Annotated in this window: 13 protein-coding genes; 10 read left to right on the top strand and 3 right to left on the bottom strand. The window is 59.7% G+C overall.

Annotated elements, in window-relative coordinates; translation table 11 throughout:
* Nucleotides 1–11: 11 nt before the first annotated feature.
* The 3 genes from topA to tldD all read right to left on the bottom strand — a co-directional run bounded on the left by topA (nucleotide 12) and on the right by tldD (nucleotide 5,590).
* A complete protein-coding gene (gene topA, locus GS620_RS13225) occupies nucleotides 12–2,639 on the bottom strand; it encodes a type I DNA topoisomerase (protein WP_171616278.1) in 2,628 nt (875 codons plus the stop codon).
* A 167-nt stretch (nucleotides 2,640–2,806) separates the two neighbouring features.
* Nucleotides 2,807–3,931: a DNA-processing protein DprA gene (gene dprA, locus GS620_RS13220; RefSeq protein WP_171616276.1), complete on the bottom strand. Its 1,125-nt coding sequence runs from the start codon at nucleotides 3,929–3,931 to the stop codon at nucleotides 2,807–2,809.
* A 237-nt stretch (nucleotides 3,932–4,168) separates the two neighbouring features.
* A complete protein-coding gene (tldD, locus tag GS620_RS13215) occupies nucleotides 4,169–5,590 on the bottom strand; it encodes a metalloprotease TldD (protein ID WP_171117528.1) in 1,422 nt (473 codons plus the stop codon).
* A gap of 176 nt (nucleotides 5,591–5,766) precedes the next feature.
* On the opposite strand from tldD, the gene coxB reads away from it, so the two are divergent.
* The 10 genes from coxB to GS620_RS13165 all read left to right on the top strand — a co-directional run bounded on the left by coxB (nucleotide 5,767) and on the right by GS620_RS13165 (nucleotide 14,271).
* Complete coding sequence (gene coxB, locus GS620_RS13210) at nucleotides 5,767–6,678, top strand: cytochrome c oxidase subunit II (RefSeq protein WP_152457258.1); 912 nt, start codon at nucleotides 5,767–5,769, stop codon at nucleotides 6,676–6,678.
* Nucleotides 6,679–6,766: 88 nt separating this feature from the next.
* Nucleotides 6,767–7,717 carry a heme o synthase gene (gene cyoE, locus GS620_RS13205; RefSeq protein ID WP_171616274.1) on the top strand — a complete coding sequence of 317 codons (951 nt, stop codon included), beginning with the start codon at nucleotides 6,767–6,769 and terminating at the stop codon, nucleotides 7,715–7,717.
* On the top strand, nucleotides 7,714–7,875 hold the full coding sequence (locus tag GS620_RS13200) for a hypothetical protein (protein WP_171205643.1): 162 nt from the start codon (nucleotides 7,714–7,716) through the stop codon (nucleotides 7,873–7,875). Before cyoE ends, GS620_RS13200 begins: the two co-directional genes overlap by 4 nt.
* A complete protein-coding gene (locus GS620_RS13195) occupies nucleotides 7,875–8,450 on the top strand; it encodes a cytochrome c oxidase assembly protein (protein WP_152457260.1) in 576 nt (191 codons plus the stop codon). Before GS620_RS13200 ends, GS620_RS13195 begins: the two co-directional genes overlap by 1 nt.
* 22 nt (nucleotides 8,451–8,472) lie before the next feature.
* Nucleotides 8,473–9,288: a cytochrome c oxidase subunit 3 gene (locus GS620_RS13190; protein WP_152457261.1), complete on the top strand. Its 816-nt coding sequence runs from the start codon at nucleotides 8,473–8,475 to the stop codon at nucleotides 9,286–9,288.
* Between the two features lie 156 nt (nucleotides 9,289–9,444).
* Entirely contained in the window at nucleotides 9,445–10,122 is a 678-nt protein-coding gene (locus tag GS620_RS13185; protein ID WP_171616272.1) for an SURF1 family protein, read from the top strand.
* Nucleotides 10,119–11,507, top strand: a complete 1,389-nt coding sequence (gene thrC, locus GS620_RS13180) for a threonine synthase (RefSeq protein WP_171616270.1) — start codon at nucleotides 10,119–10,121, stop codon at nucleotides 11,505–11,507. The genes GS620_RS13185 and thrC overlap by 4 nt, the downstream gene beginning before the upstream one ends.
* Entirely contained in the window at nucleotides 11,504–12,766 is a 1,263-nt protein-coding gene (locus tag GS620_RS13175) for an insulinase family protein (protein WP_171616268.1), read from the top strand. Before thrC ends, GS620_RS13175 begins: the two co-directional genes overlap by 4 nt.
* Nucleotides 12,766–13,350, top strand: a complete 585-nt coding sequence (locus GS620_RS13170; RefSeq protein WP_171117536.1) for a GNAT family N-acetyltransferase — start codon at nucleotides 12,766–12,768, stop codon at nucleotides 13,348–13,350. The genes GS620_RS13175 and GS620_RS13170 overlap by 1 nt, the downstream gene beginning before the upstream one ends.
* Before the next feature lie 102 nt (nucleotides 13,351–13,452).
* Entirely contained in the window at nucleotides 13,453–14,271 is an 819-nt protein-coding gene (locus GS620_RS13165; protein ID WP_171616266.1) for an MBL fold metallo-hydrolase, read from the top strand.
* Nucleotides 14,272–14,287: the final 16 nt, after the last annotated feature.

The following is a 14,287-nucleotide window of genomic DNA, read 5'->3' as shown; positions in this document are numbered from 1 at the left end:
CACCTGTCAGCCTAGGTTGTTGCTTTCTTGGTGGTTGCTTTCTTTTTGGGCGCGGCCTTTTTCTTGGTGCCTTTTTTGGCAGCGCGCTCGTTGACAAGCTCGATGGCCATTTCCTGCGTCACGTCCTCGGGTTTGATGTCCTTGGGGATCGTCGCGTTGACCTTTTCCCATTTCACGTAGGGCCCATAGCGCCCGTCCAGAACCTGCATCGCGCCGCCATCGGGATGCTCACCCAGTTCTTTCAGAGGTTTTGCCGCGGCCCGCCGCCCACGACCGGGGTTTGCCCGTTTTTCGGCCAGCAACTCAACGGCGCGATTCATGCCGATTTCGAACACGTCATTGGGGTCTTTCAGATTGGCATAGACCGGCTTCGGCTCCTCCGGCAGCTGATGCATCAGGTAAGGCCCGAACCGCCCGAAATTCGCGCTGATCATGCCGCCTTCGGGGTGTTCGCCGATCTGACGAGGCAGGGACAGTAGCGTCAGCGCCTTTTCCAGATCCATGTCATCCTTGCTCCACCCGCGCGGAAGGGATGCGCGAGGGGGCTTTTTGTTTTCGGGCGTGGGTTCGCCCCGCTGAACGTAAGGACCGAACCGGCCGGATTTCAACCAGATCTCATCCCCGGCATCTTCGCCCAGCAGCCTTTCGTCACCTTCCGCGCCTTCACCGGCAATCGGGCGCGTATAGGTACATTCCGGATAGTTCCCGCATCCAACGAACCCTCCCGTACGAGAGGTCTTCAGGTGCAACTGACCGGTGCCGCATTTCGGGCAGATACGCGGATCGGACCCATCCTCGCGCGGCGGGTAGAGCTGCGGAGCCAGAGCTTCGTCGAGCTTGTCCAACACTTCCGATATCCGCAGTTCGGATGTCTCGCCAATCGCGGCTGAAAAATCACGCCAAAACTTGCCCAGCAGGTCCTTGTAGTCGCGCTCCCCGGCGCTGACGTCATCCAGTTCTTTTTCCAGATTGGCAGTGAATTCATACCCCACATACTGCCGGAAGAAATTCAGCAAGAAGATCGTGACGATCCGGCCTTTTTCCTCGGGGATCAGTCTGTTCTTGTCCTTGCGGACATATTCCCGGTCTTGGATCGTCGTTACGATCGACGCATAGGTTGATGGGCGCCCGATCCCCAGCTCTTCCATCCTTTTGACCAGTGTCGCTTCGGTATAGCGCGGGGGCGGTTGGGTGTGGTGTTGAAGGGCCAGAACGGCTTCGTTCTCGGACAGGATTGCTTCTTTCGCGATCTTGTCGCCGCTTTCGCTGGTCGCCTTGGCAAACTGATCCTTCAGAGAGGCTTTGGCAAAACGGGCCGGATCGCCCTGCGTGATCTGTGGCAGGCGCTTTTCATCCTCGTCCGCGACGTCATCCCGGCCTTCTTCGTATACCCGCATGAACCCATCGAACATGACCACCTGGCCCGTGGCGCGAAGGCCGACCTGACCGTCGTCGCTGCCGATCTCGACGGTGGTGCGCTCCAGACGCGCGGCAGCCATCTGACAGGCGATGGTGCGTTTCCAGATCAGATCATAAAGCTTGCGCTGATCCTCGTCTGTCACTTTCAGCGCCTTGGCATCGCGCGACATATCCGTCGGGCGGATACACTCGTGCGCTTCCTGAGCGTTCTTGGCCTTGTTCTTATACATGCGCGGGCTGTCCGGTACATATTCAGCGCCGTATCGATCCGCGATTGTTTCGCGGGTCGCGGCCACGGCCTCGGGCGCCATGTCGATGCCATCGGTCCGCATATAGGTAATGTACCCGGCCTCATAAAGCCGCTGCGCCACCTGCATTGCGTGGCGCGCGCCCATGCCGAACTTGCGGCTGGCTTCCTGTTGCAGGGTCGATGTCATGAACGGCGCGCTGGGGTTGCGGGCGGCGGGCTTGGCCTCGACCGAAGTCACGCTCAGCGCGCGGCTGGTGATGGCCTGAACCGCAAGCTCGGCCTGCGTCGCATTGGCCAGATCGTGCTTGTCCAGCTTCTTGCCGGCCAGCGTGACCAGACGCGCCTCATAGGTCTGCCCGCGCGGTGTCTCGAACAGCGCCCGAACCGACCAGTATTCCACCGGCTTGAATGCCTCGATTTCCATTTCGCGTTCGACGATCAGGCGCAGACAGACGGATTGCACGCGACCTGCCGATTTCGCACCTGGCAGTTTGCGCCACAAAACCGGAGACAGGTTGAACCCAACCAGATAATCCAGCGCGCGGCGGGCCAGATAGGCCTCGACCAACGGCATATCGACCTGACGCGGGTTCTGCATCGCCTCGGTCACGGCGTCCTTGGTGATGGCGTTGAAGGTCACGCGGCTGACGGGCGTATCCTTCTTGATCGAGCGGCGTTTGGTCAACGCCTCCTGCAGGTGCCAGCTGATCGCCTCGCCCTCGCGGTCGGGGTCGGTGGCGAGGATCAGCGCATTGTCTTCTTTCAACGCGTCGGCAATGGCCTTGACATGCTTGCGGCTGTCGTTGCCGACCTCCCATTTCATCGAGAAGTCATGTTCGGGATCGACCGATCCATCCTTTGGCGGCAGGTCCCGCACATGGCCGTAAGAGGCCAGAACCGTGTAGTCGGGGCCCAGGTATTTATTGATTGTTTTTGCTTTGGCCGGAGATTCTACAACAACTACGGGCATTTAAGGGGAAACCTCGCTCGACGAATTTGGCGCCTTCTATGGTGGTGCAAAATGTGTGGGGCAAGCAGGAATTGTCAATGCGTTCCTTTCGCCGGTGGAAAAGCGCCGTGATTTCAGTGCGCTACCACCGATCTTCAGAAACTGGGCACGCCGGTACGAGGGTACGATCAACTTGCCAGCGACAGCAGACCTCCGGGCTGACGCTGGATTCGCCCGTCAAGTTCAAGGTCGATCAGCGCCGGTCCAAGCTCACCGGCCGAAGCCGCGATATCCCGCAGCAATTGATCTTCGGCGATGGGTGAGGGGCCAAGCCGCGCGATGATTTGCTCGTGCAGGTCTCTTGCGGGACGCGCGATTGGTCCCGAGGGCGGTTCGATTGGCCGGGAAAACAGGTCGTCCTGCCTCGGCAAGGCTTCAATAACGTCTTCAGCAGATCGGACAAGTGTGGCGCCGTCACGAATCAACAGATTGCAGCCGGCGGCCCGCGCATCGAATGGATGGCCCGGAACGGCCAGAACCTCGCGCCCCTGATCCAGTGCGTCCCGTGCCGTGATCAGACTGCCGGACTTGGCGGCAGCCTCGACGACGACAACCGCCTGCGCAAGCCCCGAAATGATCCGATTTCGGCGTGGAAAGTGCCGGGCCTGGGGTGTCACGCCCATCGGTTGTTCCGAAATCCGCAAGCCGCGGGACGCGATGTCATGGGCCAGTTCCGTGTTTTCGGCCGGATAGACCACATCAACGCCACCGGCCATGACTGCCACCGTGCCGGTCTCCAGCGCGGCCATATGCGCGGCTGTATCGATGCCGCGCGCCAGACCAGAGACGACAACGTGCCCCTTGCTGCCCAGTTCGGTGGCCAGGCTACGTGCCATCCGCGCGCCGAGCGAGGAACAGTTTCGCGCGCCGACCATCGCAATCGCTGGTTTCTGCAGCAGCGAAACGTCTCCGATCGCCCAAAGCAGCGGCGGGGCTTCGTTCAGTTCAGCCAAGGCCGCGGGGAATTCAGCGGACCCAAGGCACAAAAGCCGCGCTTTAGCGGCTTTTGCGGCCCTGAGTTCCGCCTCGATCACGCCGGGGGGGCAGGTTTCATACCCTTTTATACCGGCGGCGCGTGCCATTTCAGGCAGCGCGGCCAGCGCGTTCTGCGCTGAGCCATGTTCGCGAAGCAGCCGACGAAATGTCACCGGACCGACCTTGCGAGAACGCAACAGACGAAGCCACGAGAACCGGTCCTCTTCCGTGGTGGGTGGGAGTGGGGGGTGATTGGAAGAAAGCTGCTCTTCGGTCATCCGTTGCTCCGCCTTGTTGCAGAACTGGTTTACGGGACAGGCAGTTAACAGCTTGTGAATCGTTGAAAATTAGAAGTGATTTTTTGCAATTCTGTCGGGGGAAAGCATATAACATATTGATAATAAATAAAATAAATAATGCTCAATCAGAAAGGGCGCTTTGGTCACCTAAGGCGATCTTCGGAAAAAAGAGACGCTGGGTTAACCCTGCGCCTCTTGGACTGCGCCGCGTCCGACTCAGGCGGCCGAACCGCCGACAGTCAGCCCGTCCATAAGGACGGTCGGCTGGCCAACACCTACCGGCACCCATTGTCCGTCCTTGCCACAAGTACCCATGCCGGGGTCCAGCGCCATATCGTTGCCCAGCCCTCGGATACGTTTCAAGGCCGATGGCCCGTCACCAATCAACGTGGCGCCCTTGACCGGCGCGCCGATTTTGCCGTTTTCGACACGATACGCCTCGGTGCACGAGAAAACGAACTTGCCATTGGTGATGTCCACCTGACCGCCGCCGAATCCAACCGCCCAGATACCGTCCTTGATATCGGCTACCAGGGCCCGCGGGTCGGCTTCGCCACCCAGCATGATCGTGTTGGTCATGCGCGGCATGGGTTTGTGCGCATAGCTCTGCCGCCGCCCGTTGCCCGTAGGAGCAACCCCCATCAGCCGCGCATTCTGGCGGTCCTGCATGTAGCCGGTCAGCACGCCATCTTCGATCAGCACCGTGCGCGCGCTGGGCGTGCCCTCATCATCCACGGTGATCGAACCGCGACGATCAGCAATCGTGCCGTCATCCACCACGGTCACACCTTTTGAAGCAATCTGCTGCCCCATCAACCCGGCAAAGGCCGAGCTGCCCTTGCGGTTGAAGTCGCCTTCCAGGCCGTGGCCGATGGCCTCGTGCAGCAGGATGCCGGGCCAGCCGGGGCCAAGCGCAACTTCCATGACACCGGCCGGCGCAGGAACTGCGTCCAGGTTGACCAGTGCGATACGCAGGGCTTCGCGGGCCTTGGCCTGCCAGTCGGCGGGGTCGATCAACCCGCTCAGGCCAACCCGGCCACCACCACCGGCGGATCCGCTTTCGCGGCGTCCGTTCTGTTCGACAATGACCGATACGTTCACGCGGGTCATGGGGCGCACATCGCGAACCATCACACCGTCAGGGCGCAGAATCTCGATTTCTTGCACGGCTGCCGCGATCGTGGCGCTGACCTGAACCACACGCGGGTCCAGATCGCGGGCGAAGGCGTCGATCTCACGCAATGTCTCGATCTTGACCGGGAACGCGGCAGAATCAATCGGGTCTTCGTCCGTGTAGAGGCGCGTATTGGTGGAGCGCGGAGCATCCGCCAAGACCCCGCCGCCATCCCCGACAGCCAGTCTTGCCGTTTCCGCCGCCCGTTTCAGGGCAGGAATCGAAACGTCTGTGGAATGCGCATATCCAGCCACTTCACCTTGTACGGCACGCAGCCCGAACCCTTCCGACGCATCGTAAGACGCGGTGCGCAGACGGCCGTCATCGAACACGAGAGACTCGGATTTTCGCCGCTCGACAAACAGCTCTCCGTCCTCGGCACCGTCCGTGGCCGAGCGCAAAATGGCAAGCGCTTCATCGTGCGGTAGAGCGCTTTCAAACGGGCGAAACGGGGCGTCGGACATGGGTTGGGACCTTTCGGGTTTGATCCAGATCAAAAATAGCGTCTGTTTGACGCAAGCATTTTGCTTTATCTACCCGACGGAATATGGTTTTTAACGCGGCCAAAGACAACGGGAGAGGTGCGACCGATTCACACCTTTTCGCCAGGGACGCAAAGATCAAACGATCAGGACAGAACATGAAGAATGCTTTGATGCTTTCAGGGTTTATGACAGCCCTCTCCAGCCTTCCAGCCATGGCTCAGGAGCTTGAGATTATTGGCAAACCGGTTGACGGCGGTATGGGCTTTCAGCCGGCAGCCACCAGCCTTGCCACAGGAATTCAGCGTCTGGACGGCATGATTCTGGTGATCATCACCGTTATCTGCTTGCTGGTTGCCGGCCTGCTGGTTTATTGCATCGTGCGTTACAACGAACGCGTTAACCCGAAACCGGCACGTTTTTCGCACTATACCCCGGTTGAGATTGCATGGACCCTTGGCCCCATCCTGATTCTGGTCTTCATCGGTGCGTTTTCGCTGCCGGTTCTGTTCAAACAGCAGGAGATCCCGGAAGGCGATATCACCATCAAAGTCGTGGGCAACCAGTGGTATTGGACCTATGAATATGTTGATCACGATTTTGCCTTCGACAGCTACCTGCTGGGCCATCCGGCCACTCTGGACGAGGGCGCGCGCCCGGCTGACGCCGACGTGACCCCGTTTGTGCTTGACGATGCCATGCGCGCGAAGCTGGCAGATGCGGGTTACAGCGATGACGAATGGCTGCTGGCCACGGACACTGCCGTTGTTGTTCCGGTTGGCAAGGTTATCGTGATGCAGGTTACCGCATCTGATGTGATTCACTCCTGGACCATCCCATCCTTCGGCGTAAAGCAGGATGGCGTGCCCGGGCGTCTGGCGGAACTGTGGTTCGAGGCCGAGAAGGAAGGCATCTACTTCGGTCAGTGTTCGGAACTCTGCGGCAAAGACCACGCCTATATGCCAATCACCGTGAAAGTCGTCAGCCAGGAAGCGTATGACCAGTGGCTGCAAGGCGCGATCGAAGAATATGCCGGTTTGCCGCAAAGCTATCAGGTTGCATCGAACTGAGCACACTGAGGGCGGGTTGAAGCCCGCCTGACACGAAATGCAGGCTGTGCGGGCTGACCGCGCAGCTTTCGCCCCAGAAGGACCCGAGATGACCGACGCAAGCATCAATGCCAGCACAGCGACCGCCCACGCGGACGAGGCCAGCTTTGGCGATTACTTCGCCCTGCTGAAGCCGCGCGTGATGTCTCTGGTCGTGTTCACGGCGCTGGTCGGTCTGCTGGCGGCCCCGGTTCCGGTCCACCCCTTTGTTGGGTTCTGCGCCATTCTGTTCATCGCCATCGGTGGCGGCGCATCGGGCGCGCTGAACATGTGGTGGGATGCGGATATCGACAAGGTGATGAAACGCACCAAAGGTCGTCCGATCCCCTCCGGCAAGGTGGAAGAGGGTGAGGCGATGGCCATCGGCCTGACCCTGTCGGGCCTGTCGGTGATCATGCTGGGCCTTGCGACCAACTGGTTCGCGGGTGCGTTTCTGGGCTTCACAATCTTTTTCTATGTCGTTGTCTACACGATGTGGCTGAAGCGCTCGACGCCGCAGAACATCGTGATCGGTGGTGCGGCGGGCGCTTTCCCTCCGGTGATCGGCTGGGTGGCTGCTACCGGGTCCATGGCGGTTGAGCCGTGGCTGATGTTTGCCCTGACCTTCATGTGGACACCGCCGCATTTCTGGGCTCTGGCCCTGTTCATGCGCTCGGACTATGACGATGCGGGCGTGCCCATGCTGACCGTGACACATGGCCGCCGAGCAACGCGTGTGCACATTCTCGTCTACACGGCCCTGCTGGCGATACTGGCGGTGGGAACCGCATTTTCTGGCATCGGTGGTCCCGTCTATCTGACTGTGGCTTTGGTGTTGAACGCGTTGTTTCTGCGCGGCGCCTGGCAAATTTCGCGTCGGACCGAGGATGACTCGGAGGCCGATAATTTCAAGGTTGAACGCAGCTTTTTCAAGCTTTCGCTGCTCTACCTCTTCCTGCATTTCGGCGCTGTTCTGGCCGAAGCCTTGCTGAAACCCTATGGTTTGGGAGGATGGTCATGAGCCTGCGCAAAAGCCATGAACTGCATCAGCGACGGTTCAGCCGCAATCTGGGCGTTGGACTGACACTGGTTGCCTTTATCGTGATCATTTTTGGCCTGACGGTCGTCAAGGTCTCGGGCACTGATTTCAATATGGCCACACAGGAGGTCCAGAACTGATGGCTTTGTCTGGTCCACAGAAAACGGTCGCTCAAACCGTGGGTGTGGTTGTCCTGATGGGCAGCCTGGCCTGGGCGGCGGTACCATTCTACGACTGGTTCTGCCGCGTAACCGGATTTGGCGGTACAACCGGTGTGGCCGAAGCCGCCCCCGAAGACATTCTGGACCGCACGGTCACCGTACGGTTTGATGCGTCCAAGGCCAAAAACATGGCCTGGGAATTCAAACCGGTCGTTCGCGAGATGGAAGTGCGCATCGGCGAGACCGGACTGGCTTTCTATGAGGCCTACAACCCAACGGATCGTCCAATAGCGGGTCAGGCCTCATACAATGTGGCACCCTATTCGGCAGGCGGGTATTTTCAAAAAATTGCCTGTTTCTGCTTTGAAGAGCAGGTGCTGCAACCTGGCGAGCGGGTAGAGATGCCGGTGACCTTCTTCGTCGATCCTGAAATGGTCGAAGATCTTGAAGCAAAGTATGTTCATACGATCACGCTGTCGTATACATTCTACGAAATTGACCTGCCAGAGGGCTATGCCGCCCTTGAAGCGCAGGCAGAAACAAACACGAACTAACGCCTGTAGGTGAGGGACGCTGATGGCACACGCTAAAAACCATGATTATCACATTCTGGCCCCGTCGATCTGGCCTCTGATCGGAGCTGTCGGCGGCTTTGTGATGTTGTTCGGAGCCGTCCTTTGGATGCACGGATTGACCCCGTGGATGTTCTGGGCCGGTCTGGTCGCAGTTCTTTACACCATGTTCGCTTGGTGGTCCGAAGTTGTTGTCGAAAGCCGCCAGGGGGATCACACCCCTGTCGTTCGCATCGGACTGCGCTACGGTTTCATCCTGTTCGTCATGTCCGAGGTGATGTTCTTCTTTGCCTGGTTCTGGTCGTTCTTCAAACATCGCATGTACCCGATGTACGACTATGCCGGCACCGAATACATCCAGCCGGACATCCACGCGGTTGACCCGTTCCACCTGCCGCTGATCAACACTCTGGTTCTGCTGCTGTCAGGCTGTGCTATTACCTGGGCGCACCACGCGCTGGTGCATGACAACGACCGCAAAGCGCTGATCAACGGCCTGGCCATCGGTATCGTTCTGGGCATTGCCTTTACCGGTTTGCAGGCGTTCGAGTATTACGAGCTGCTGGCCCATGAAGGCTGGAAATTTGGCGATGATCAGTTCTATTCGAACTTCTTCATGGCGACCGGTTTCCATGGTTTCCACGTCATCATCGGCACCATCTTCCTGTCGGTCTGCCTGATCCGGGCCCTCAAAGGCGACTTCACACCGGAAAAGCATGTCGGGTTCGAAGCGGCGGCCTGGTACTGGCACTTCGTTGACGTTGTCTGGCTGTTCCTGTTTTTCGCGGTCTACATCTGGGGACAGGCCCCGCTGATGTAAGCCCGATCAGCTGATCAAATTGCAAAAGCCGCCCCTTGGGGCGGCTTTTTCTCTATTCCGGGCGCAAGATTGCGCCCCATACAATTGCGTGGTTGCAATTTGGCCCGCACGCCCCTTAACAAGACGCCGGTTCCTGAAACGAGGTTTGACCCTGACATGCGCCGCATTCTGTTCCCGCTGATCTTCGGCCTTGCCGGTTTGGGCGTGCTGCTGTCGCTGGGCATCTGGCAGCTTCAGCGTCTGGCCTGGAAGCAGGAGGTGCTGGCCGAGATCGAAAGCCGAATCTCAGCCGCACCCACCGCCTTGCCCCGGCAGGTTTCAGAAGACTCTGACAAATATCTTCCGGTGACGGTTATGGGCGAGATGGAACCAGGCGAAATCCATGTGCTTGTTTCGGTCAAACAGGTGGGGGCAGGGTATCGGATCATCCAGTCGTTCAGCACCGAGGACCGCACAATTCTGGTGGATCGGGGTTTTGTACCGACAACGGCCAAGCAGACGCCGCGTCTGACCGGCCCGATGGAGATCACCGGCAACCTGCACTGGCCGGATGAGGTCGACAGTTACACGCCTGAACCCGATATCGATGAAAACATCTGGTTTGCCCGCGACGTGCCAAATCTGGCCGCCGCTTTGGGGGCCGAGCCGGTGCTGCTGATCGCGCGGTCTGAGACCGACCCGAACGTGACGCCTTTGCCGGTGGATACGGCGGGAATTCCAAACGATCACCTGCAATATGCAATTACCTGGTTTGGCTTGGCTCTGGTCTGGGCTGTGATGACCGGGTATTTCCTGTGGCGCAACCGCGCCCCTTCTGAGAGAGAAGAGCAATGAAATACATCTCGACCCGTGGCCAAGCGCCAGAACTGACCTTTGAAGAGGCGATGCTGACCGGTCTGGCCCGCGATGGTGGTCTGTATCTGCCCGCCGAGATCCCCGTGATGAGCCATGACGAGATCGCGGCGCTTGCTGGGTTGTCCTATGAAGACATCGCATTCCGCGTGATGTGGCCTTATGTCAGCGGGTCCTTTGCCGAGGATGAGTTCAAGCAGATCATCGGCCGCGCCTATGAAGGTTTCGGCCATGACGCCCGCGCGCCGCTGAAGCAGTTGAACGAAAACCATTTTCTGCTGGAGCTGTTCCACGGGCCGACACTGGCCTTCAAGGATTTCGCCATGCAGTTGATCGGTCAACTGTTCCAGGTGGCCTTGAAGCGTCGCGGAGATCGCGTGACCATCGTCGGCGCGACCAGTGGTGACACCGGCTCGGCCGCTATCGAGGCGTTCCGGGGGCTGGACGCGGTGGACGTGTTCATCCTGTTCCCGCATGGCCGCGTGTCCGAGGTGCAGCGTCGCCAGATGACGACGCCTGCGGACAGCAATGTTCATGCTCTGGCCGTGGATGGCGATTTCGACGATTGTCAGGCCGCGCTGAAGGACATGTTCAATGATTTCGACTTCCGCGACGGTGTCAAACTGGCCGGTGTGAACTCGATCAACTTCGCGCGGGTGCTGGCGCAGATCGTTTACTACTTTTCATCCGCCGTCAGCCTCGGCGCGCCGCACCGAAAGGTCAGCTTCACTGTGCCCACCGGCAATTTCGGCGACATCTTCGCGGGCTATCTGGCCAAGCGCATGGGCCTGCCGATCGACCGTCTGGTCGTGGCGACCAACCAGAACGATATCCTGCACCGGTGTCTGTCGGGCGAGGGATATTTCAAGGGCGACACGATCCCATCGATCAGCCCGTCGATGGACATTCAGGTCAGCTCGAATTTCGAGCGCGCGCTGTATTACGCCTATGGCGAGGATGGCGGTGCCGTGGCGCAGTTGATGGATGAGCTCAAGTCCGGCGGTTTCAACGTCAGTCAGGGCGCGATGGAGGCGCTGCGCGAGACTTTCGACTCGGGCCGGGTGTCCGAGGACGAAACGCTGGCGACGATCAGGCATACGCTTGCCCACAGCGCGGAACTGGTCTGCCCGCACACTGCGGTCGGGATCAAGGTCGGTGAAGAACACCGTGCCACCGGCACCCCGATGATCACCTTGGCCACTGCGCACCCCGCCAAGTTTCCGGCCGCAGTCGAGAAGGCAAGCGACGTGCATCCGCCTCTTCCATCCCGCATGTCTGATCTGTATGAACGTCCGGAACGGGTGACCCGGATTGCCAACGATCTGGGTGCCATCGAGGATCATATCAAAGGGCACATCGCCGAGTGACTGTCAGACAAGACCAACTGAAGAACGGCTTTCGTATCGTCAGTGAACACATGCCGGGGCTGCAATCTGCGGCCATCGGCATCTGGGTGACCGCCGGAGGGCGGCATGAGCGGATCGAACAGAACGGCATCGCGCATTTCCTTGAGCACATGGCGTTCAAGGGAACCGAGCGGCGTTCGGCGCTGCAAATCGCCGAGGCGATCGAGGATGTGGGTGGATACATCAACGCCTATACCTCGCGTGAGGTGACGGCCTATTATGCCCGGGTGCTTAAGGATGACGTGGCGCTGGCGATGGACGTGATCGGCGACATCGTTCTGAACTCGGTTTTCGACCCGCGCGAAATCGAGGTTGAGCGCGGCGTGATCTTGCAGGAGATCGGCCAGGCCTATGACACGCCGGACGATGTAATCTTTGATTGGTTGCAGGAGCAGAGCTATCACGACCAGCCTCTGGGCCGTACCATTCTGGGCCCGACCGAACGGGTCAGTGCGTTCTCGCGCGAGGATCTGTCGGGGTTCGTGGCCGAGCATTATGGCCCCGATCAGATGATCCTGTCCGCGGCCGGTGCCGTGGAACACGATCAGCTGATGAAAATGGCAGAAGAGATGTTCGGTCATCTGCAACCACGCACCGGGCTGATCGCCGAGCCTGCGCGTTTTACCGGCGGTGAAGCACGGCAGGAGAAAGAGCTGGAGCAGGCCCATTTCGCACTTGCGCTGGAAAGCCCGGGCTATCGCGACGATGCGATCTATACGGCGCAGATCTATTCCACCGCTTTGGGTGGTGGCATGTCTTCGCGGTTGTTCCAGGAGGTGCGCGAGTCGCGCGGTCTGTGCTATACGATCTTTGCCCAGACCGGAGCCTATGCCGATACCGGTACGACGACGATCTACGCCGGTACGTCGGCAGATCAGGTGGCAGAGCTTGCCACCATCACCATTGACGAAATGAAGCGCGCAGCCGAGGACATGACCACGGAAGAGGTTGCCCGTGCCCGTGCGCAGATGAAAGCCGGGATGTTGATGGGGCTTGAAAGCCCGTCAAACCGGGCCGAACGCTTGGCGCGGCTGGTTCAGATCTGGGGGCGGGTCCCGTCTCTGGAAGATACGGTGGCCCGGATTGATGCGGTCAGCACCGAAGATGTGCGCGTATTCGCCGAGCAGATGGCCGTCAACGCACCTGCCGCTTTGGCGCTGTACGGGCCGGTTTCGGGGGCGCCGACATTGGCCGAACTACAGGAGAGGCGGGCGGCGTGATGCTGTTGGGCAGACGCAAGCTGAAACTCGAGACTGCGCGGCTCAGCTTGCGCCCGCCTGTACATTCCGACTTCAACGATTGGGCCGCGTTGCGGCGGGCCTCGAAAGACTATCTGACTCCTTGGGAGCCGATCTGGGCCAAGGACCACCTGAGCCGCAAATCCTTTACCAACCGTGTGTATTGGGCACAACGTTCGGTAGCGGCCGGGACGGCAATCCCGCTTTTTCTGTTTCGCCGCGAGGATGACGTGTTGGTTGGGGCCATCACGCTGGACAACATTCGGCGCGGTCCCGCGCAGGCGGGCACATTGGGGTATTGGACCGGTCAGGCTTTTGCCCGACAAGGGTATATGCGTGAAGCCATCGGCGCGATGGTTCACCATGCCTTTACCCGTTTGGACCTGAGCCGGATCGAAGCCGCCTGCCTGCCGGAAAACCGGGCGTCGCGCGGATTGCTGGAAAGTTCGGCCTTCAAATACGAGGGCGTGGCGCAGTCGTATTTGCAAATCAACGGGCGGTGGCGGACGCATGTTCTGTATGCCAGCCTGCGGTCCGACCGGCGCGGAAGAACCGACGCGGGATAGGGGGCGCTGCCCCCGTCGCGGCAAGCCGCGCCTCCCCCGGGATATTTGGGGCCAGATGAACAAGGGGCATGACTTGTCGTCGTTCTGCGCTACACTCGGGGTATGCGCTGGTTGATTGCGGCATTGATGGTGATTTCGGACGGGGCCGCTGCGCAGGAGCGTCGGCCAAGTCACTGTGTCGCCATTGCCGATGCGGCGCCCGGAATCGAGTATCTGCACAGGGCGGCCTGGCAGGATCCGGTACCGGAATTCTCGGTGCGGATCAGCTATATCGCGCATGCCTCTTTCATGATCCAGACCCGCGGCGGGCTGAATGCGGTGACCGATTTTACCGGATTTATCGGCAGCGCAAACCTCATCCCTGACGTGGTGACGATGAACCATGCCCACGGCACGCATTGGACGGCGCATCCCGACCCGGCCATTCCGCATGTTCTTCCGGGGTGGGGAGAGTTCGGGAAAGGTATCGAACATCATCTGGATCTGGGGGAGATGCTGGTGCGCAATGTCTCGACCGATATCCGGTCTGTTTATGGTGGGGTCGAAGAACGCGGCAATTCAATTTTTGTGTTCGAGGTTGAGGGGTTGTGCATAGGTCATCTGGGACATTTGCATCATGTCCCTTCGGATGAGCAGTTTGCCGCGCTTGGGCGGCTGGATGTGGTCATGGCCGCCGTTGATGGCGGGACCACCATGCCTCTGCCCGATATGATTGCGGTTCTGAAACGGCTGAAGAGTTCTGTCATCATTCCGATGCACTGGTTCTCGCAGTTCTCGCTGGATCGGTTCCTGGTGGATATCAGGGATACATTTCCGGTTGAGCGCGACGGGGTTTCGGAGATCACCGTGTCGTTGCGGAACCTTCCGGACCGCCCCACGGTTGTGGTGCTTGAGCCGCGCTATCTGATTGATCTTGAATAAGGCTTGCGGCAACCGC

Source organism: Ruegeria sp. HKCCD6428, from assembly GCF_013110595.1.
In the GTDB taxonomy this organism is placed as follows: domain Bacteria; phylum Pseudomonadota; class Alphaproteobacteria; order Rhodobacterales; family Rhodobacteraceae; genus Ruegeria.
Note: the sequence above shows the minus strand (reverse complement) of the source record. Positions and strands in the feature narration are given on the sequence as shown.